Source organism: Ruegeria sp. SAZD011 (genome assembly GCF_059612545.1).
The window spans coordinates 114848-132584 of sequence record NZ_JBXWQU010000020.1 but is presented as its reverse complement, the minus strand read 5'-3'; the positions used below and the strand labels follow the sequence as shown (position 1 = coordinate 132584).

At 64.9% G+C, this 17737-nt stretch carries 14 protein-coding genes; 11 read left to right on the top strand and 3 right to left on the bottom strand.

The features are described 5' to 3' along the window. Window positions 1–13 precede the first annotated feature (13 nt). Entirely contained in the window at window positions 14–1822 is a 1809-nt protein-coding gene (locus tag AC2FLM_RS06990; RefSeq protein ID WP_496856785.1) for a GAF domain-containing protein, read from the top strand. Between the two features lie 184 nt (window positions 1823–2006). After that, the gene (locus AC2FLM_RS06985) at window positions 2007–4304 is read left to right on the top strand and encodes a Tex family protein (protein WP_496856783.1); all 2298 of its coding nucleotides are present in this window, start codon (window positions 2007–2009) and stop codon (window positions 4302–4304) included. Window positions 4305–4310: 6 nt separating this feature from the next. On the opposite strand, the gene AC2FLM_RS06980 is transcribed toward AC2FLM_RS06985, so the two are convergent. Continuing rightward, entirely contained in the window at window positions 4311–5003 is a 693-nt protein-coding gene (locus tag AC2FLM_RS06980) for a DnaA N-terminal domain-containing protein (protein WP_496856781.1), read from the bottom strand. A 474-nt stretch (window positions 5004–5477) separates the two neighbouring features. On the opposite strand from AC2FLM_RS06980, the gene AC2FLM_RS06975 reads away from it, so the two are divergent. Further along, window positions 5478–6785 (top strand): AAA family ATPase, encoded by a 1308-nt coding sequence (locus tag AC2FLM_RS06975; protein WP_234168414.1) that lies wholly within the window; start codon window positions 5478–5480, stop codon window positions 6783–6785. Beyond that, the gene (locus tag AC2FLM_RS06970; RefSeq protein ID WP_496856779.1) at window positions 6782–7879 is read left to right on the top strand and encodes a ParB/RepB/Spo0J family partition protein; all 1098 of its coding nucleotides are present in this window, start codon (window positions 6782–6784) and stop codon (window positions 7877–7879) included. The genes AC2FLM_RS06975 and AC2FLM_RS06970 overlap by 4 nt, the downstream gene beginning before the upstream one ends. 33 nt (window positions 7880–7912) lie before the next feature. Here the strand turns inward: AC2FLM_RS06970 and AC2FLM_RS06965 are convergent, their stop codons facing one another. Next, window positions 7913–8935, bottom strand: coding sequence for a tyrosine-type recombinase/integrase (locus AC2FLM_RS06965; protein ID WP_496856777.1), 1023 nt, complete (start codon window positions 8933–8935; stop codon window positions 7913–7915). A gap of 360 nt (window positions 8936–9295) precedes the next feature. Between AC2FLM_RS06965 and AC2FLM_RS06960 the strand changes: the two genes are divergently transcribed. From AC2FLM_RS06960 to AC2FLM_RS06945, 4 genes are all read left to right on the top strand, one after another. Beyond that, a complete protein-coding gene (locus AC2FLM_RS06960) occupies window positions 9296–9841 on the top strand; it encodes a winged helix DNA-binding protein (RefSeq protein ID WP_496856775.1) in 546 nt (181 codons plus the stop codon). A gap of 99 nt (window positions 9842–9940) precedes the next feature. Next, a complete protein-coding gene (locus AC2FLM_RS06955) occupies window positions 9941–10426 on the top strand; it encodes a SixA phosphatase family protein (RefSeq protein WP_496856773.1) in 486 nt (161 codons plus the stop codon). A 126-nt stretch (window positions 10427–10552) separates the two neighbouring features. After that, the gene (locus AC2FLM_RS06950) at window positions 10553–11512 is read left to right on the top strand and encodes an aminotransferase class IV (RefSeq protein ID WP_496856771.1); all 960 of its coding nucleotides are present in this window, start codon (window positions 10553–10555) and stop codon (window positions 11510–11512) included. Between the two features lie 42 nt (window positions 11513–11554). Next, a complete protein-coding gene (locus tag AC2FLM_RS06945) occupies window positions 11555–12616 on the top strand; it encodes a helix-turn-helix domain-containing protein (RefSeq protein ID WP_496856769.1) in 1062 nt (353 codons plus the stop codon). Between the two features lie 55 nt (window positions 12617–12671). Here the strand turns inward: AC2FLM_RS06945 and AC2FLM_RS06940 are convergent, their stop codons facing one another. Then, window positions 12672–13616 (bottom strand): GlxA family transcriptional regulator, encoded by a 945-nt coding sequence (locus AC2FLM_RS06940; RefSeq protein WP_496856767.1) that lies wholly within the window; start codon window positions 13614–13616, stop codon window positions 12672–12674. 77 nt (window positions 13617–13693) lie between these two features. Between AC2FLM_RS06940 and AC2FLM_RS06935 the strand changes: the two genes are divergently transcribed. From AC2FLM_RS06935 to AC2FLM_RS06925, 3 genes are all read left to right on the top strand, one after another. Continuing rightward, complete coding sequence (locus AC2FLM_RS06935; protein WP_234140610.1) at window positions 13694–14854, top strand: acyl-CoA dehydrogenase family protein; 1161 nt, start codon at window positions 13694–13696, stop codon at window positions 14852–14854. A gap of 82 nt (window positions 14855–14936) precedes the next feature. Next, window positions 14937–16949, top strand: coding sequence for an acetate--CoA ligase family protein (locus tag AC2FLM_RS06930; protein WP_496856765.1), 2013 nt, complete (start codon window positions 14937–14939; stop codon window positions 16947–16949). Between the two features lie 3 nt (window positions 16950–16952). Continuing rightward, window positions 16953–17732: a carnitinyl-CoA dehydratase gene (locus AC2FLM_RS06925; RefSeq protein ID WP_496856763.1), complete on the top strand. Its 780-nt coding sequence runs from the start codon at window positions 16953–16955 to the stop codon at window positions 17730–17732. Window positions 17733–17737 lie beyond the last annotated feature (5 nt).

The window sequence follows — 17737 nt, the reverse complement described above, 5'->3', positions numbered from 1 at the left end:
GGCTAGACCGGCGATGATTGAGGATTCAGAACGGGAAAGTCTGCTGGTCGAACTGCATCGCGGACTTCGGCGTGAAGAAGCTACTCGGCGTATCCTCGAAGTCATTCAAAGGTCGCGTGATGACGAAGGGCCAGTCTTTGAGGCTATTCTCACCCAAGCGGCAGAGTTGTGCGAGGCAAGCCAAGCCTCCCTGCAGCTTGCGAATGCATCTAGGACGCACTTTGAGATTGCCTCTTACTGGGGGTTTGAGAAAACGGCCTTCAGCGCAGGCGGTTCAGCGCCCCTGGACAGTGGTCGACCGATTCCAGAGGTCATTCGCACCGGTCACACGATCAATATCGCCGACCTGAGCGATACCGATTTCTATCGCGATAAAGACCCGGTTATCAAACACGTTGTAGACCTCGAAGGCGTGCGCTCTTGGCTGATCGTGCCACTGATGAACGGACCGCAGGCGATTGGCGCGATTGCTCTGAGCCGCAAGGAGGTCAAACCTTTCGTCGAAGCCGAACTGCGTTTGGTCGAAAGCTTCGCCGCGCAGGCCGTCATTGCCATCGAGAATTCACGCCAGTTCCGCGAGGTGCAGGACAGGCTGGAGCGAGAGAAGGCCAGCAGTGAGATACTCGGCCTCATTTCCCGAAACCGCGATGACGAAAAGCCGGTTTTCGATGTGATCCTCGCCAATGCAAGTCAGCTTTGCAACGCCTCTGTTGCTGCGCTTGTGCTTCTTGATGAGGCTCGAACCGAACTGACTATTGCAGCTTTGCAGGGAAGTTTCAGGAATTTCGCTGTCGGAATGTCCAAATTCAACCTCGATGGTGATTTCGGCGCCTGCCTCGCCGTCCGTGAAACCCGGATCGTCCATCGGCGTTCGACAAGGGACATCCAAAACGTCGAAGCGCGCCGGGACCTGGAGGATGATGGCGTTCGTGCTGTCCTTTGGGTTCCCCTCATGAGAGCAAACGAAGCAATTGGGGTGCTGGGCCTTTTCCGGCCAGTTGAAAGTGCTTTCTCTGACAGCGAGATTGGCCTTGTGAAAACTTTCGCAGCCCAGGCGGTGATCGCGATCGAGAATGTGCGACAATTCCGTGCGCTCGCCGACCGCACCGCCGAAGTCGAAGCACTCAACGCCTCGCTCGAAACTCGGGTAAGCGAACAGGTGGACGAGATCGAGCGGATGGGCCGCCTGAAGCGGTTCCTGCCAGCGGCAGTGGCCGATACTGTCGTCTCCTCAGGCTCGGAAAAGATGCTGTCGAGCCACCGGGCGCTTCTGGGCGTATTGTTCTGCGACATTCGCGGGTTCACCGCCTTCTGCGAAACGGCCGAACCGGAAGAAACCATCGAGGTCTTGCAGACATATCACCAGGAGATGGGCAAGCTGATCAATGCCCATGGCGCGGGCGTGGATCACAGGATGGGAGACGGAATCATGGTGCTGTTCAACGATCCGCTACCCTGTGACGATCCGGCGGGGGAAGCCGTGCGACTGGCAATCGCGATGCGCGCCCGGATGACCGATCTGTGCGGGACATGGAAGCGCATGGGGTATCGGCTTGGCTTCGGGGTGGGCGTATCGCTTGGATATGCGACCGTCGGTATGGTCGGCTTCGAGGGACGATTCGACTACACCGCCTCGGGTACAGCGATCAACCTCGCCTCGCGACTCTGCGACGAAGCCGAAGACGGCGAAATCCTTCTCAGCCCAAGAGCCGCGATTGCAGTCGAGGACACAATCCAGGTCGGATCTCGCGGTGAGTTGAGCCTCAAGGGGCTTCGGGAACCGATCGAGGTTTTCAGATTGGAAATCGGCACTACGACTTGAGCACGGAAATCGACTGGGTTTCCAAGGGTCTTCTTCGGGTCGGTTTCCAATAGTCTTGACCTGCGCCGGAAAAGGTCAACTGATACTCCAGCGAACGACCTTTGGCAGCGCCCCACCCTGCCCCCTTCCCCTCCCCTGCCCCGCTGGCTAGATAGGATCTCCAACCTATCTGGGAGAAATTTTCTTGGACCGTATCGCCCGCACCATCGCCGCCGAAATCAATGCCCGCCCAGACCAGGTGGATGCCGCGGTCAAGCTGCTGGACGAAGGCGCCACCGTGCCCTTTGTCGCCCGCTACCGCAAAGAGGCGACCGGGGGGCTGGACGATACCCAGCTGCGCACGCTGGCCGACCGGCTGACCTATCTGCGCGAGCTCGAGGCGCGGCGCGAGACGATCCTAGGCTCGATCCGCGATCAGGGCAAGCTGACCGACGAGCTGTCGCTGTCGATTGCGCGGGCCGAGACCAAGGCGCAGCTTGAAGACATCTATCTGCCTTACAAGCCCAAGCGCCGCACCAAGGCGATGATCGCCCGCGAAAACGGGCTCGAACCTTTGGCCGAGGCCATTCTGGCCGACCGCCGCGCCGAACCCGAGGCGCTGGCCGAGGGCTATCTCTCCGAGGCGGTGCCCACCCCCAAGGACGCGCTGAACGGCGCCCGCGACATCCTGGCCGAACGCCTGACCGAGGATGCCACCCTGCTGGGCGAGTTGCGCGCGTTTCTGCACCGCGAGGCGATGCTGAGCGCCAAGGTGATCGAGGGGCAGGAACAGGCGGGCGCCAAGTTCTCGGACTATTTCGCTCATTCCGAAAAATGGGCCACCACGCCGTCGCACCGGGCGCTGGCCATGCTGCGCGCCCAGAAAGAGGGCATCGTGACGCTGGATATCGCCCCCGATGCCGAGGGCGCGACGCGGGCCGAAACCATGGTGGCCTCGCGGCTGGAAACCCGTGGCTCCGGCCCCGGTGACGAATGGCTGCGCAAGGTGGCCGGCTGGACCTGGCGGGTGAAACTGTCGCTGTCGATGATGGTCGACCTGATGGGCGATCTGCGCGCCCGCGCGCAGGAAGAGGCGATCCAGGTCTTTGCCCGCAATCTCAAGGACTTGCTCTTTGCCGCCCCGGCCGGGGCGCGGCCCACGCTGGGGCTTGATCCCGGTATCCGCACCGGGGTCAAAGCGGCGGTGGTCGATGCCACGGGCAAGCTGGTGGCGACCGACACGCTCTATCCGTTCCAGCCCAAGAACGACCTGCGCGGGGCGCAGGCCAGCATCGCCCGGATGATCGCCCAACACGGCATTGAACTGATCGCCATCGGCAACGGCACCGCCAGCCGCGAGACCGAACGCATGGTGGCCGACACGCTGAAGCTGCTGCCGAAATCGGTCAAGGCCCCCACCAAGGTGGTGGTGAGCGAGGCCGGCGCCTCGGTCTATTCCGCCTCGGAACTGGCGGCACGCGAATTCCCGGGGCTGGACGTCTCCTTGCGAGGTGCGGTGTCGATCGCCCGGCGACTTCAGGACCCCTTGGCCGAACTGGTCAAGATCGAACCCAAAAGCATTGGCGTCGGCCAGTATCAGCACGATGTCGACCAGCACCGGCTGGGCCAGATGCTGGAGGCGGTGATCGAAGATGTGGTGAACGCGGTCGGCGTCGACCTCAACACCGCCTCGGCGCCGCTGCTGGCGCATGTCTCGGGGCTGGGGCCTGGTCTGGCCGAGGCCATTGTCGCCCATCGCGACGTGAACGGGGCCTTTGCCGCGCGGCGCGACCTGCTCAAGGTGGCCCGCCTTGGCCCCCGCGCGTTCGAGCAATGCGCAGGCTTCCTGCGCATCCGCGACGGCAAGGAGCCGCTCGACGCCAGCGCCGTGCACCCCGAGGCCTATGAGGTCGCCCGCCGCATCGTCAGCGCCTGTGGCCGCGATATTCGCCAGATCATGGGGCATGAGGGCGCTTTGAAAGGCCTGCGGGCGGAACAGTTCGTGACCGAGACATTCGGCCTGCCCACCGTGCGCGATATCCTGGCCGAGTTGGAGAAACCCGGCCGCGACCCGCGCCCCAGTTTCGTGACCGCCTCTTTTGCCGACGGGGTCGAGGATATCACCGACCTGCGCCCCGGCATGGTGCTGGAAGGCACCGTGACCAACGTCGCGGCCTTTGGTGCCTTTGTCGATATCGGGGTGCATCAGGACGGGCTGGTGCATGTCAGCCAGCTGGCCGACCGTTTCATCAAGGACCCGCATGAGGTGGTCAAGACCGGCCAGGTGGTCAAGGTCACGGTCACCGAGATTGATGTACCCCGCAAGCGGATCGGCCTGACGATGCGCAAGGATGGCGGCGCCTCGGCCCGGCAGGAGAAATCGGCGCGCTCTGGCGGCCCCAAGGACCGGAACCCGCGCGGGCCGATGCAATCAGGGCCCAAGGGCGGTGGCAATACCGGCGCGTTGGGTGCCGCGCTTCAGGACGCGCTGCGCAAACGCTAAGGCCCCCTACCCCGCCGCCTCGATCCGGATTGACCGGATCGAGGGGTCGAGGCGGGAATAGACAGCCAGCAATCGCCCGCTCCATTTTGCGGCGATGTAATCGGCCATGAACCGGCTGGGCGCCATCAGCACCGCACGCCCGTTGCCGCGTTCCACCTCGCTCAGATGCTGGAACCAGCTTGACCACAGTTCCGGATCGCGCCCATGGAGCGCCGCCTGAACCTGCGTCCAGACCGGATCGTCGCTGGCCTCTGACCGCGGGGGCGGTACATGTAGGGGCACCACATTGCCCGCGGTTTCGGTTTGCGGCGTCTCGTCCAATCGCGCCTCGAAATCCGGCCCGATCACGGCCCAGCTGTTGCGCGTGTCCAGCAGCATCTGTTTCAGGTCCAGCTCATAGACACTGACCCGGCCCCGCACGCCCGGACGTTTCACCGCGACCCAGCCCAGTGTCCGCAGACGGGCCATCTCGCGTTTCACGGTACGTTCGTCCACCGACCACAGTCGCGCGATCTCGTCACGGCCCATGGAAAGCTCGTTGCGTTGCCAGTTGTACCGGGTGGTGATCAGCGCCGAAAGCCGCAGGATCAGCCGCTGGCGATGCTTGTCACCGGCCAGCGCATGCACTGCCAGCGCAGACAGGATATCGTATTTGAGGGCCGACGCATTGCGCCCGACCGGTTTTGCGATCTGCATCATCCAACTCTCTGCCCGTCTGCCTCGACGATGGGATCTGTCGTCCCGTGTTGTCGGTCCGGCGTCTTCTCAACGCTTTTCCCGATCTTGGAGCAATTAGCGTCCAAAGCTTCGATTCTGTCAAGCGGCTTGGCCCAAGGCCCCCTCCCCTTCCCCTTTTCAAAGAAAGAAAAAGGGTGAAGTACTGGTGAGGGGGGACATCCTGTCTGTCCCCGTATCGGCCCCTTCTGTCCCCCTAATGGCGGTATTCCGGCGCCTATGTGACCCCATATCTTGCGGAGCGTTACCAGAGACACGCGGCCGAATCGTGGCGCTCTGCTTGCCCTGGCCCCGAATCGGAAGCCCCCTGTTTTCAAGGGCTTTCTTACCCGCGGGTAAGGTCGCATTCTCATGATATTTCCTTTTGCCATAAATGCAAATACAGCGTAAATGGGTAACCACAGATAATTAGCGTCCTGAGAAAAGGAAGCCCGAGGCATGTATACGCACGAAGACCTGAGCCACCTGCGCAACCAGTCGCTGAAGCTGCAAGGCTGGATCCGGCAGCAGACCTTCAGCCCCGAGATGGAAAAGACACTGCGCCGCTTTTCCAGCTGGGAGGTGAGCGAGCTGATCTTCAACGTCAACCAGTCGACCTTTCGCGGCAAGCTGGTCGCCGATCCCACCCTGCCCGGTGGCGAGGTCGAACCCGATGGCCGCCAGCGCTGGTTCAGTCTGGAAGAGGTGAACGAGCTGCGCCGCCGGCTCAAGATCAACCGCAAGTCGCTGATGCCGCCACGCCCGGCGGGCAAGCGCGCGATCCGCGCGGCGGTGGCCAATTTCAAGGGCGGCGCTGGCAAGTCGACCGTCGCCCTGCATCTGGCCCATGCCGCCGCACTGGATGGCTATCGGGTGCTGGTGGTCGATTTCGACCCACAGGCAACGCTCAGCCATTCCATGGGTCTGACGGATGTGGCCGAGGATTACACCGTTTGGGGCATCATGGCGCGCGACCTGATCCGCGAGACCGAGCGGATGAACAACCGCGCCGCCGCCGCCGAAAGCGGCACCACCCTGCCCCGCCGCCAACTGCCTGCGTCGATCACCGGTATGGGTCTGGGCGATCTGCGGGTGGGCGATTTCATCAAGCCCAGCTCCTGGTCGACGATCGACGCGATCCCGTCATGCGCCAACGCGGCCTTTGTCGAATTCGCCAGCGCGCAATACCGGCATCTGAACCCGGAATGGTCCTTCTTTGCCGCGGTGTCGCGCTATCTCGATCAGATCCCCGATGATGCCTATGACCTGATCCTGTTCGATTGCCCACCCGCCATCGGCTATCAGTCGATGAATGCGGTGTTTGCCGCCGACATGCTCTATATCCCGTCGGGGCCCGGATACTGGGAATATGACTCGACCACCTCGTTCATCGGGCAGCTGGCCGAGGCGTTGGAGGATCTGTCGCACGGGTTCGATGGCGTCTTACCCACGGGTAAGATCGGCCTGCCCAAGACCTTTGCCGAGATCCGCTTTATCCTGACCCGCTATGAACCGGGCAATGCCCTGCATCAGGCGATGTACGAAGCATTCCGCAAGGTGTTCGGCCATCATGTCACGGAACACCCGGTCGAGATGACGCGCGCGGTGGAACAATCCGGCCGCTTCCTCAATTCGGTCTACGAAATGGACTACCGCGAGATGACGCGGGAAACCTGGCGCCGCGCGCGCGGCACTTTCGACAACGCCTATCGCGAGTTCCGCGAGGTGATGTTGTCGGCCTGGTCCAAGCTGGAGGATGACGCATGACCCGCAAGCGCAGAATCTTCGATATCGACATGCCGGCGATGGAGGACATCCCGGTCGGCAAGGTGCCCGACAAGGTGCTGGATAAACACCGACGGGGCCCGATGGCGACCGCGATCTCGGAAAATGCCGATGCGCTGCGCGACCGGCAAGAGACCGAGGACCGCATCCGCGCCGAAAACGACCAACTTGCGCATGAACTGGTGCGGCTGAAGAAAGAGGGGCTGATCACCGACCTTGTGCCGCTTGATGCGGTCCATGCCGAACGGTTGACCCGCGACCGCGCCATGGGACCGGACCCGGAGCTGGACGAGCTGAAAACCTCGATCCGCGAAATCGGACTGTCGAACCCGATCCGTGTCGAGAAGCGCGCCGATGGCGGGTACGAGCTGATTCAGGGCATGCGGCGGCTGTCGGCCTATCGCGCGCTCTACGAGGAAACCGGGGATGAACGGTTCGCGCGCATCCCGGCAGGCATTCTGGCCAATGCGCCGACGGATGATCAATACCGGCGCATGGTGGACGAGAACCTGATCCGCAAGGATATCTCGTTTGCCGAAATGGGCGCGCTGGCCCGCGCCTATGCCGAGGACCCGACCAATGATTGCGCCGATGTGGACAAGGCGGTGTCGGTTCTGTTCAAATCCGCCAGCTATACCAAGCGCAGCTATATTCGTGCTTTTGCCAGCCTGCTGATGATGCTGGGCAAGTCGCTGGAGCACCCCAACGAAATCCCGCGCAATGTGGGTGTCGATCTCAAACGTAAGCTGGATGGCGATCCGGGGTTGGTCCGGGCGGTCAGCGCGGCCTTACTGGCGCAGCCGGGGCGGAGCGCGGCGGACGAGGTCGCGATCCTGCGCGGCTTTGCCGACGGGGCAGGGGCGCCGGAACCGCAGACACCTTCGCCCGCGCCCAGCGGCGACAAGACCCGCCGGGCCAAGACCACCTTTCAAATCAGCCGCCCGAGCGGGATCGCGAAATGCTCGGCCTCGAACGGGCGGATCGACCTGCGGTACAATCTGGATTTCACCCGCATCGACCGGCAAAAGCTGGAACAGGCGGTGGCGAAACTGATCGACAGTCTGCAAGAGGACTGACGGTTCGCGGTCTTACCCACGGGTAAGACCGCCTTACCCCAGCAGATCGGTTGCGGGGTTTTCGACAATCTCCACATCGTCGTAATAGCGCTGCGCCTGTGCCACCGAGCGGTGCAGGCTGAGCCGCATCGCCGCCTGAATCGGTGCGCCGTCCAGTGCTGCCTGAGTCAGAAAGCCCGAGCGCAACCCGTGTGGTGTGGCGAAATCCGGTGGCAACCCGGCAAGCTGTAACCGGTGGCGCAGGATTTGATAGACGGCGTCGGGGGTCAGGCGGCGGGTCAGCACACGGTCGGATTTCGACACCGGGCGGAACAGCGGGCCGTCGGTGAGGCCGGATACCTCCAGCCAGTGCACCAGCGCTTGCGCAGCACGGCCCTTGAGCACCAGTCGGGGCGTTGCGCCACGCCGGGTGGTTTTGGTTTCGACCAGCGACAACCAGACGATGCCCTCGATTGCGAAATCCTTGAGCGAGACATCCTCGACCCGGATCGCGGTGATCTCGGAGCGGCGGCGGCCGCCACTGGCCCAGCCCAGCATCAACAGCGCCCGGTCACGGCAATCGCGGCGCGAGCCCCGGCAGGTGGCGAGCAGCTGCTCCAGAACAGGGCGGGTGATCGGGTTGCGCGACTTTGGCGTCGTGGGCCGCGCCGCTGCGCGCCGGGCTTTGGCGCGGGCCTGTTTCAGCAGCGGGCTGTCAAACGGGCTGTCGAGGTTCTTCATCCGGTGAAAGGCCTGCCACGAGGCGATGCGCCGGTTCAGCGTCGCGGGGGCCGGGCAGGTCAGCGAGCGGCGCAGGCCACGCGCGATCAGCGCCTCGGCCACTTCTCGGGTGGGGCCGGTCGCGTCGCTCAGGTCGCGGCTGTGATCGAGGATGAAGCGCAGCGCGCATTCATGCTGTTCGGGCCAGGCCAGCGCTGCGCCAAAGCTGAGCTGTTTCCAGGCGGTGAGATAGAGCAGGTCCCGCTCGTAAGCGCGCAGCGTGTTTTCCGGCGTGCCGCGCACGTAGAGATCGTTGAGCGCCCGACGGTCGCTGTCGGCGAGGGAAGGGGGCGTCAAAGGCTGCGGTATCGCGGGTTTCATGGGGGCGAGGGTGGCAGATTCCGGCCTGTCTGCCAAGAGACATGATAATAGAAAGTTATCACGTATGATGGATCAGATCCACGACTCTCCAAGTAGTGAGCAAAAACTAATAATTTTGAGCGCAAGAAGCAGAGGTATGATGTATCGAAAGAAGAATCCGGGTTGCGTCATAACCAACGGTATGGCGACTCGGTCGGGGATACCGCAGGTTTTGCCAATCCAGTGCTGCCGCCGAGAATGGCGCCGATTTGCTGTAATCTTGACGCCGTTTCTTGTGGATATTGTCAGGGTTTCGTAGGCTGAGACGGATGTTTTCAAGCCGATTGGACCCTGACCTTGAGCCAGAAATCCCAGCCCTCCGGCCCCGCAAAGCCGACCTCGACCCCCATCGTCTCGTCCGATCACCTGGCCGGTACCGATCAGGGCTGGCAGTTCAGCGAACTCGAATACGCGATGACGATGACCTATAACGCGTTCTCGCGCTGGATGACCCATTGCATGAAGGCGGTGGGCTACAAGGATTTCAACCCGCTCGACATTCTGGTGCTGCACAATGTCAACCATCGCGGCAAGGAAAAGCGGCTGTCCGACATCGCCTTCATGCTGAATGTCGAGGACAATCACACCGTCAATTACGCGCTCAAGAAACTGGCCAAGGCGGATCTGGTGACGGGCCGCAAGGTGGGCAAGGAGATGTTCTATTCCACCACCGATCAGGGGCGGAAGGTCTGCGAGGCCTACCGCGACGTGCGCAAGGCCTGTCTGTTGGACGCGGCCGAGGCGACCGACCGCGATTATGACGAGATCAGCCATGTCGCACGGGTGCTGCGTAGCGTCTCGGGGTTATACGATCAAGCGTCGCGCTCGGCGGCGTCCCTGTGATCATGTCCCCCGGCGTCGGGCGAGGGGTGGCGTCGCATGACCCCCGGGGCCTATGCTTGGGCATAGGCTCGACGATGGAAAACCAAAGGGGACCGATCCATGCCCATGTTCCTGGTTGCTCTGCTGCTTGCCCTGACGGGACTGCCCGCCGCTGCTCAGGAAGCTGTCTATCTGATCAGACATGCGGAAAAGGAATTGTCCGGGGCCGATCCCGCGCTGACACCAGAGGGACGGCAGCGCGCCCTGGCTTGGGCTGAGATGCTGCGCCATGTCGGTCTGGATGCGATCATCACCTCGGACGCGCTGCGCACCCGGCAGACCGGTGGGATCATTGCGGATGCGCTCGGGCTTGAGGCAAGTGCATTGCCCAGAGAGGATGTTGCCGGCCTGCTGGACGTTCTGGAATTCGATCACGAGGCAGATACGGTCTTGATCGTCGGCCATGCCGAGACCATTCCACGCATTCTGACGAAGCTTGGCCTGTCTGAGGACATGAGCATTGATCAGAGGGCCTTCGCCAACCTGTTTGTCGTTCTGAGGCCCGGGTCAGATGATCCGGTGCATCTCCACCTTCAGATGCCGTGACCGCGCGGCCCTGATCACGTCGGGTGTTTCGTACCGGTGCATCATCGGCCTGCGGGCAACTGACGCTTTCCAACGATGCGCGCTGCGCCTAGGGTCGGGACCGGATACAGCAGTCAGGACCATCAGATGACGACCCCCCAACCAGACACGGCCGCCCGCACCACCCATGATGCCGAGGCCGACGCACGCAACAGCGATATCCTGATCTATGTGGATGGCGAACTGGTGCACCGGGACCAGGCCAAGGTCTCGGTCTATGACAGCGGCTTCATGCTGGGCGACGGCATGTGGGAGGGGATGCGGCTCTATGACGGGGAATGGGCGTTTTTCGACGCGCATATGGATCGCCTCTTCAACTCGTGCAAGGCTGTGGCACTGGAGATCGGCAAGACGCCTGAGGAGATCCGCGCCATCCTGGACCGCACGGCGGCGGCCAATGGCATGACTGGCGATGCCCATTGCCGGCTGATGATCACGCGCGGGCGCAAGGCGAAACCGTTCCAGCATCCGGGCCTGTCGAAATGGGGGCCGACCATCGTGGCGATCGTCGAACATTCGGTGCCCTCCGAGCGGGTGCAGGGAACGGGGATCCGGCTTGCCTCGGTGCCGCAGGTGCGCGGGCTGCCGCACAGTCAGGACCCCAAGTTCAACAGCCATTCCAAGCTGAACTGCGTGATCGCCTGTTTGCAGGCCGAGCAGGCGGGCGCCGACGAGGCGCTGATGCTGGACCCGCACGGGTTTGTGAACACCACCAATGCCTGCAATTTCTTCATCGTGCGGCGGGGCGAGGTTTGGACCTCGACCGGGGATTACTGCATGAACGGGGTGACGCGGGCCAATGTGATCACGCTGTGTCGCGAGGCGGGCATCCCGGTGTTCGAAAAGAACTTCTCGCTTTACGAGGCCTATGGCGCGGATGAGGCGTTTCTGACCGGTACCTTTGGCGCCCAGACCCCGGTGGCCGAGATCGACGGGCGGGTGATCGGCGCGGGCGGTGGCGCCGGGCCGGTGACCCGGCGGATCCGGGCGCTATACAAGGCGATGGTGGCGCAGAACGTGGCCGAGCAGAAGGCGCGGCGCGGATGAGCACCGCTTTGCGGGCGTATCGCGCGGCGCTATGATCTGGGCATGACACGCAAGCCCGACCCATATGACGAGGCCGAGGGGATCCCCGGCCTCTATGACGGCGACCCGGTCGAGGAGGACGATCTGTGGTTCCTGCCCGCGCAGGAGCCGGGCGAGGGCGAGGGGCTGTTTCCCACGCCGCGTGCCGCGCCCAGACCCTTGTTCGATCCGGTCGAATGGCGTGCGGCGCAGGATGCGCTGTCGGGTGATCTGGCCGATCTTGCGCTGGGATTCGGGGCGCTGGACGAACGGCTGCGCGCCGGGCCGCGCCAATGGGTGCATCGGCTGGCGTTGCTCGAAGTGGCCGATCTGGGCTGGTGGGCAGGCGACCGCATCGGGGCCGAGCGGCTGGCGCTGTGGACCGGGCTGCGGCTGGGCGCAACGGGTGAGGATGCGCAGGCGCTGGCCCGCGCCGGCTGGGCGGTGCGCCGGCTGAGCGGAGGCCCCGCGCCGGACTTGGGCGGCTGGGCCGAGGGGCTGGCCGGGTTCCTGGACCGCGCTGGCGTCGAGGGCGACATGGTGCCCGAGGCGGTGGCCGATCTGGGCGACGTGATGGCGCAGGCGGCGGCGCTGCATCCGGCGACGCGGGCGGCAATGCTGTTTCATTGCTGGATCATGCTGGGGCAGGGGCCTTCGGTCGGGCTTGAAGCGGCGGTGATGGCGGCGCGCCACGGCGCCGCGATGGGGCGCGGTGGGGCGCTGTTCCTGCCGCTGGCGCTGTCCGGGCCGGGCGCGTTGCGCGGTGCGGGTCCGGCGGAGCAGAAGCTGACCGCCTGGTTGCGCGGCGCGGCGCAGGCGGTGACGGCGGCGCTGTTGCATCTGGACCGGGTGGCGGCCTGGAGCGTGCGGGCAATCGAGAAGACAGGCGATCTGAGCGGGCGGACGCCGCCCGCGCTGATCGAGGTGCTGACCGCCTGGCCGATGGTGACCGCGCCGTTGGCCGAGGCCCAGACCGGCGCCTCGCGCGCGGCGGTTCAACGCAATCTCGACCTGTTCGCCCGCCGGGGATTGGTGCGCGAGGTCACGGGACAAGGCCGTTACCGGGTCTGGACGGCCGCGGTGTGAGCCGTTTTCCGATCCGGAAAACGGCCCGGAAAACGTGTCGTTTTCCGGCCCCCCCTCAGCCGTTTGCGCGCAAACCTCTGGGAGCCTGACCGAACCGGGTGCGAAAGGCGCGGGTCAGGGCGCTGGCATTGTCATAGCCGCAGCGGGTCGCGATCTCGGACACGGGCAGGTCGGTCTCGGTCACCAGCTTGTGCGCCAGGTTCAGGCGCAGCCGGCGATAGACCGTTTGCGGCGTCGCGTCGAAGGCCGCGCGCATCCGGGTTTCCAGCGTCTTTTGCGTACAGCCCGCGCGCCGGGCGATCTCGGCGATGGGCAGGGGCTGTTCCAGCGTGTCCTGCATCACCATCACCGCCCGGTTCACCTGCCGGGTGCCGCCCCCGGCGGGGGCGGCATGGGAACGCGCCGAATCCCGCGTCATGAACAGCTGCGCCACCTCCAGCGCCAGCAACTGGCCGTGGTCGCGCCCGATCAGGTGCAGGATCAGGTCAAAGGCCGCCATCGCCCCGGAACAGGTGATGCGCGCCCCGTCCAGCACAAAGCGTTCGCGCAGGGTCTCGACCTGGGGAAAGGTCTCGGCAAAGCGGGTCAGCTCCTCCCAGTGGATGGTGGCCCGGTGCCCGTCCAGCAGCCCCGCCCGCGCCAGCAGCCAACTGCCGGTATCGAGCCCGGCTAGCACCGGATAACGCCGCGCCGCCGCCCGCAGCGCGCGTTGGGTGGCCCAGCCCTCGAGGTCGCGAAACCCATAGGAGGGCATCACCAGCAGCATCGCGCCCCGGCCCGCATCCAGCCGGTCATGCGGCGCCACCTGCAGGCCCGAGGAGCTGTGCACCGCTGCCCCGTCCGGGGTCAAGAAACGCCAGGCATAGAGCGGCTGGCGCGACAGCATGTTGGCGGCGCGCATCGGTTCGACCGTGTTGGCCAGGCAGTGGTTCGAGAAATTGTCGAACAACAGCACATCGTAAACCTGAGTCTGTGCCGAAGTATTTGTCCGATCTTGCATGATGAATGACTAACCCTGCACGATAGCGGCGCGCAAGCCGGGATTTCCTGTTTCAAACCGCAACAGGAGCCCGTGCCATGCATTTCGGATTGAGCGAAGAGCAGGAGATGATCGTCTCTACCGTTCGCAGCTTTGTGGAGAAGGAGATCTATCCCCACGAGGATTTGGTGGAGCGCACCGGCGAGGTGCCCAAGGAGATCGCCGACGAGATCAAGCGCAAGACGATCGAGCTGGGCTTTTATGCCTGCAACTTTCCCGAGGAGGTGGGTGGCGCGGGCCTGTCGCATCTGGAATTCGCGTTGGTCGAGCGGGAATTGGGGCGGGGTTCGATGGCGCTCAACCACTTCTTCGGGCGGCCGCAGAACATCCTGATGGCCTGCGAGGGCGAGCAGCGCGAGCGCTATCTGTTGCCCGCAGTCCGCGGCGAGCGGATGGATGCGCTGGCGATGACCGAACCCGGCGCCGGGTCGGATGTGCGGGGAATGAAATGTTCGGCCGTGCGCGATGGCGGCGATTGGGTGGTGAACGGGACCAAGCATTTCATCTCGGGCGCCGATCATGCCGATTTCATCATCGTCTTTATCGCAACAGGCGAGGACATGACGCCCAAGGGACCAAAGAAGCGTATCACGGCGTTTCTGGTCGACCGGGGTACGCCCGGTTTCACCATCCGCGACGGATACCGCTCGGTCAGCCACCGCGGCTACAAGAACATGGTGCTGGAATTCGACGATTGCCGCCTGCCGGATGCGCAGGTACTGGGCGAGGTCGATGGCGGGTTCGCGGTGATGAACGAATGGCTTTATGCCACCCGGATCACCGTTGCCACCATGAGCGTGGGTCGCGCGCGGCGGGTGTTCGACTATGCGCTGAACTATGCGGCGGAGCGGGAACAGTTCGGGCAGGCCATCGGCAAGTTCCAGGGCGTCAGCTTTCAGATCGCCGACATGATCACCGAGATCGACGCCGCCGACTGGCTGACCCTGGCCGCCGCCTGGCGTCTGGACCAGGGCCTGCCGGCCAATCGCGAGATCGCCAGCGCCAAGGTCTATGCCAGCGAGATGCTGGCGCGGGTCACCGACACCACGCTGCAGATTTTCGGCGGCATGGGGCTGATGGACGATTTCCCGATCGAGCGGTTCTGGCGTGATGCACGGGTCGAGCGGATCTGGGACGGCACCAGCGAGATCCAGCGCCATATCATCAGCCGCGACCTGCTGCGTCCGCTGGGGGCGTGATGGCGCGTGGTCGGGTTCGCGCTGAAGCGCGACGCCTCCGGCGGGAGTATTTTCGGCAAAGTGAAAGGGCAGGGGGCCTGTCATGAGCAAGGGCTTGTCGCGCATGTTCCAGCCGCGCTCGATCGCGGTGATCGGGGGCGGCGCCTGGTGTCGTCAGGTGATCGTGCAGTGCCGGCGCATGGGTTACGGCGGTGCCATCTGGCCGGTGCATCCCAAGGCGGCAGAGGTCGAGGGATATCCGGCCTTTGCCCGGCTGGAGGATCTGCCGGGCGCGCCCGATGCGGCCTTTATCGGCATCAACCGGCATGCCACCGTCGAGGCGGTGGCGCTGCTATCGGCCATGGGGGCGGGCGGGGCGGTCTGTTTCGCCAGCGGCTTTTCCGAGGCTTTGGCCGAGGACGAGACCGGGAGCGACCTGCAGGCCGCGCTGGTGGCGGCGGCGGGTGACATGCCGATCCTGGGCCCAAATTGCTATGGCTTCGTCAATGCGCTCGATGGGGCGCTACTCTGGCCCGATCAGCATGGGTGCAGCCGGGTCGAACGCGGCGTGGCCATCCTGACGCAAAGTTCGAACATCGCGATCAACCTGACCATGCAGCAGCGCGGCCTGCCCATCGCCTATGTGGTTACCTGCGGGAACATGGCGCAGACCGGTCAGGCGCGGATTGCCATGGGGTTGCTGGACGACCCCCGGGTGACCGCCATCGGCCTGCATATCGAGGGGTTCGGCGATCTGCGCGACTGGGAGGCGCTGGCGGCCAAGGCCCATGCGCGGGGCGTGCCGCTGGTGGCGCTAAAGGTCGGGGCCTCGGAACAGGCGCGGCAGGCGACGGTGTCGCATACGGCGTCTCTGGCGGGCAGCGATGCTGGGGCGCAGGCGCTGCTGGACCGTCTGGGCATCCCGCGCCTGCGGGCGCTGCCCGATCTGCTGGAGACGCTGAAACTGTTGCATAGCTGCGGGCCGCTTGCCGGGCGGGGCATTGCCTCGATCAGCTGTTCGGGAGGCGAGGCGAGCCTGATCGCTGATATGGCCGAGGGCGGCGGGCTGCGCTTTCCACCGCTGAGCGGGGACCAGCGGGCGCGGTTGCGCGCGGCGCTGGGGCCGATGGTGGCGCTGAGCAATCCGCTGGATTACCACACCTATATCTGGCGCGACACCGATGCGATGGCGGCGGCCTGGTCCGGGATGACCGGTGAGGGCATCGCCTTGACCGTTTCGATTGTCGATTATCCGGTGACCGATGCCAGCGACTGGGCCTGCGCCACCCAGGCGGCGCTGCGGGTGCGGGCCGAGACCGGGGCGCCCTTTGCCGTGGTGGCGACGCTGCCAGAACTGATGCCGCCGGATGTGGCGGCCGAGCTGATGGCGGGCGGCGTGGTGCCCCTGATGGGCCTGCGCGAGGCGCTGGCGGCGGCCGAGGCGGCGGCCAGCCTGCGCGCGCCCGATCCGGTGCCGCTGTGCCTGCCGGGGCAGGGCGCGGCGGAGCGGTTGCTGGACGAGGGTGCGGCCAAGGCGGCGCTGGCGGCGCATGGGCTGGCGGTGCCGCGCAACCGGACCGCGCGTGCTGACGGGATGGCGCAGGCGGTGGAGGGGCTGCGCGGGCCCTTTGCGGTCAAGGGCGTCGGGTTGGCGCATAAATCGGACCATGGCGCGGTACGGCTGGGCGTGGCGGCGGCGGATATCGCGCGTGTTGCATCCGAGATCGGCACAGCCGAGGTGCTGGTCGAGGAGATGGTGAGCGACACGGCGGCCGAGTTGCTGGTGGGCGTCGTCCGCGACCCGGCACACGGGTTTGTTTTGACGCTGGGGGCGGGCGGGGTGCTGACCGAGTTGATGCGGGATACCGTGTCGCTGCTGGTGCCTGCCGCGCCCGAGGCTATCCGCGCCGGGCTGGAGCAGCTGCGCATCGCGCCCCTGCTGGCGGGCTATCGCGGCAAGCCGGGCGCGGATATGGATGCGATCCTGGAGGCTGTCGCGGCGGTGCAGGACTATGTGCTTGCCCATGCCGAAACACTGGGCGAGGTTGAGATCAACCCGCTCCTTGCCACGCCGGACCGGGCGGTGGCGGTAGATGCACTGATCAGAAAGGGCTGACCGATGACCCCCATCAAGACGCGCCGTGACGGCGCCATTTTCGAGGTGACGCTGGACCGGCCCAAGGCCAATGCGATCGACCTGGCCACCAGCCGGATCATGGGCGAGGTATTCCGCGAGTTCCGCGACGATCCCGAATTGCGGGTGGCGATTCTGACCGGCGGCGGCGAAAAGTTCTTTTGCCCCGGCTGGGACCTGAAGGCGGCGGCCGATGGCGATGCGGTGGATGGCGATTATGGCGTCGGCGGTTTCGGCGGCTTGCAGGAGTTGCGCGACATGAACAAGCCGGTGATTGCCGCCGTCAACGGCATCGCCTGCGGCGGCGGGCTGGAACTGGCGCTGTCGGCGGACATGATCATCGCCGCCGAGCACGCCACGTTCGCGCTGCCCGAGATCCGCTCGGGCACGGTGGCCGATGCGGCCAGCGTGAAACTGCCCAAGCGCATCCCCTATCACATCGCGATGGAGCTGTTGCTGACCGGGCGCTGGTTCGACGCCGAGGAGGCGCATCGCTGGGGCCTGGTGAACGAGATCGTGCCGGGCGCGCAGCTGATGGACCGCGCCTGGGAACTGGCACGCCTGCTGGCCAGTGGCCCGCCGCTGGTCTATGCCGCGATCAAGGAGATCGTGCGCGAGGCCGAGGATGCCAGGTTTCAGGACACGATGAACAAGATCACCAAGAGGCAGTTGCGCACGGTGGATGTGCTCTATTCGTCCGAGGATCAGCTGGAGGGCGCCCGCGCCTTTGCAGAGAAACGCGATCCGGTCTGGAAAGGGCGCTGAGGCGG

Coding starts and splice junctions, on each gene's coding strand:
- AC2FLM_RS06990 (WP_496856785.1), top strand. CDS start 14: ATGATTGAGGATTCAGAACGGGAAAGTCTGCTGGTCGAACTGCATCGC.
- AC2FLM_RS06980 (WP_496856781.1), bottom strand. CDS start 5,003: ATGATGCAGATCGCAAAACCGGTCGGGCGCAATGCGTCGGCCCTCAAA.
- AC2FLM_RS06975 (WP_234168414.1), top strand. CDS start 5,478: ATGTATACGCACGAAGACCTGAGCCACCTGCGCAACCAGTCGCTGAAG.
- AC2FLM_RS06970 (WP_496856779.1), top strand. CDS start 6,782: ATGACCCGCAAGCGCAGAATCTTCGATATCGACATGCCGGCGATGGAG.
- AC2FLM_RS06955 (WP_496856773.1), top strand. CDS start 9,941: ATGCCCATGTTCCTGGTTGCTCTGCTGCTTGCCCTGACGGGACTGCCC.
- AC2FLM_RS06950 (WP_496856771.1), top strand. CDS start 10,553: ATGACGACCCCCCAACCAGACACGGCCGCCCGCACCACCCATGATGCC.
- AC2FLM_RS06945 (WP_496856769.1), top strand. CDS start 11,555: ATGACACGCAAGCCCGACCCATATGACGAGGCCGAGGGGATCCCCGGC.
- AC2FLM_RS06940 (WP_496856767.1), bottom strand. CDS start 13,616: ATGCAAGATCGGACAAATACTTCGGCACAGACTCAGGTTTACGATGTG.
- AC2FLM_RS06935 (WP_234140610.1), top strand. CDS start 13,694: ATGCATTTCGGATTGAGCGAAGAGCAGGAGATGATCGTCTCTACCGTT.
- AC2FLM_RS06930 (WP_496856765.1), top strand. CDS start 14,937: ATGAGCAAGGGCTTGTCGCGCATGTTCCAGCCGCGCTCGATCGCGGTG.
- AC2FLM_RS06925 (WP_496856763.1), top strand. CDS start 16,953: ATGACCCCCATCAAGACGCGCCGTGACGGCGCCATTTTCGAGGTGACG.